The 2041-nt window shown below is 59.6% G+C and carries 2 protein-coding genes; both read right to left on the reverse strand.

All coding sequences use genetic code 11. From position 1 onward, the window contains the following. Positions 1-45: 45 nt before the first annotated feature. Positions 46-1578 (reverse strand): IS66 family transposase, encoded by a 1533-nt coding sequence (tnpC, locus tag TZ03_RS27045; RefSeq protein WP_051101382.1) that lies wholly within the window; start codon positions 1576-1578, stop codon positions 46-48. 18 nt (positions 1579-1596) lie between these two features. Next, positions 1597-1956: an IS66 family insertion sequence element accessory protein TnpB gene (gene tnpB / locus TZ03_RS27050; RefSeq protein WP_009687920.1), complete on the reverse strand. Its 360-nt coding sequence runs from the start codon at positions 1954-1956 to the stop codon at positions 1597-1599. Positions 1957-2041 lie beyond the last annotated feature (85 nt).

The raw sequence follows: 2041 nt of genomic DNA on the forward strand, positions 1-2041 counted from the left end.
GAGTGCGATCCATGAACCCCACCTTCCGCCAGATGGGGTTGTGATTTACCGTGGCATCTCCGGCGAGCAGTTCCACGGCAGCAGCGCCTCGTAGTCCTCTACCAACGAGGCATGCGGCAACCGCTCCAGTACGTGGCGCAGCCACGTATAGGGCTCCTGGCTGTTGGCCTTCGCGGTCTCGACCAGGCTGTAGATCTGCGCACTGGCGGACGCACCCTTGGGCGTGTCACTGAACAGCCACGCCTTGCGCCCGATCACAAACGGCTTTATCGCACGTTCTGCCAGGTTATTGTCGATCGGCAAATGGCCTGCCTCGACGTAGCGCTCCAGCCGGCTCCAGTTGTTCGCCAGATAGTGCACCGCCTTGGCCAGCACGCTTTGCGGTGTGACTTGGGGCTGCGTCTTGTCCAGCCAGCTTTTTAACTGCCCAAGGATCGGCAGGCTTCTTTCCTGGCGACCGATGAACCGCTGCTCATCGCTGACATCCTTCAGTTCACGCTCGATGCCATACAGCTTGTTGATCATCGCCAGCGCCACATCGGCACGACCGGTCTTGCCTTTGGGCTGCACTTTCTGCGCTTCGACGAACTTACGTCGGGCATGCGCCATGCACGCCAATCGCTCGACACCGGGCTGTAATGCCAGTGCGTTGTAACCGCCGTAATCATCGGTCATGAGATAACCACGATAGCCCTCCAGCAGGCGCAATGGCACCTCCTGCGCACGGCTGGTGGTGTAGTCGAACAGCACAACCTGTCGATCAGGCGACCCACTGGCCTGCACCCACATCCAGGACTGGCTGGTCGGGTCGCGATCCGGTTCCTTGAGCACCTGCACCCGCGTTTCATCGCAGTGAATCACCGGGCTTTCCAACAACCGCTCACGCATCAGGTTCAGCAACGGCTGGAAGTGTTCGCTGCACTGGATCACCCAACGGGCCAGGGTTTGTCGAGGGATTTCGATGCCGTGCCGGGACAGCACACTTTCAAAACGGTGTAGCGGCAGGCCGTCGACATACTTGGTGGTCAGCAGCATGGCCAGCACGCTGGGGCTGGCCATGCTCTTTTCGATCAGCTGTGCCGGCTTGTCGGCAGTGACCGGCGCCGTTTCACAACCACGACAACCGTAGACCTTGCGCACATGTTTGAGCACACGGATCTGCATCGGCACGATATCGAGCTGCTCGCTGGTTTCCTCGCCAATCACATGCTTGCGGCAACCGCATTCGCAGGTTTGCTCGTGCTCGGGCAAGTCGTGGAGGATTTCGACACGTGGCAGGTCAGCCGACAACGGTTTGCGTTTGCCGCGCCGATTGGTCGGCGCAACGACTTCTTCGTCGGCCTCATCAGCGGCAGGTACCCACTGACTTTCGGGCTCGTTGAACAACGCCAGTTGCGGCGTGTTGGGCTCGACCGTCTGCTCGGATTTGCGGTTGAACAGCCGATCACGTAGCAGCTTGATCTGTTCTTTCAGGTCGACGATGTGGCCCTTATCGACCGTGCGCTCAGCCAGCAACTGCGCAAGCAGTTGCTTGAGCACGGCAGGGTCATCAGGAAGGTCATCGGGCGCTGGAATCATGGCCCGGATTATACCGGGTCAGGCGACGAAGCGGGGTGTCAAAACCTGATGGGGACGGTTGCGCCAGAGGTCGAAGCCGTCGAGTAACCAGTTCAGTTCCTGGACGGTCAGGACGATGGCCTCGTCGGTGGCGTCTGGCGACGTTTTGAAACGCTCAGCTTCGAGGCGCTTGAGCCACAGGCAGAAGCCGTTGCGCTCCCAGTACAACACCTTGATACGGTTACGGGCTTTATTGAGGAAGACGAAAAGCACGGGGTCGAACACGGCGACTTTGATGTCCAGCTCGACCAGGGCGGTGAGGCCGTCGATGGATTTTCGAAAATCCACAGGCTTAGGGTAGAGGTAGACTTTTTCGACTTTGCTGTCGGGGCGCATCATGGCGGGCGGGCTCCAGAAAGAAATCGGGAGCGCAGCATCGGGCATCAGGTGGACGCTTGGAATGTGGGGATGATGGATCCCTTAC

Origin of the sequence: Pseudomonas sp. 10-1B, from assembly GCF_000935045.1 — a bacterium.
Taxonomy (GTDB): domain Bacteria; phylum Pseudomonadota; class Gammaproteobacteria; order Pseudomonadales; family Pseudomonadaceae; genus Aquipseudomonas.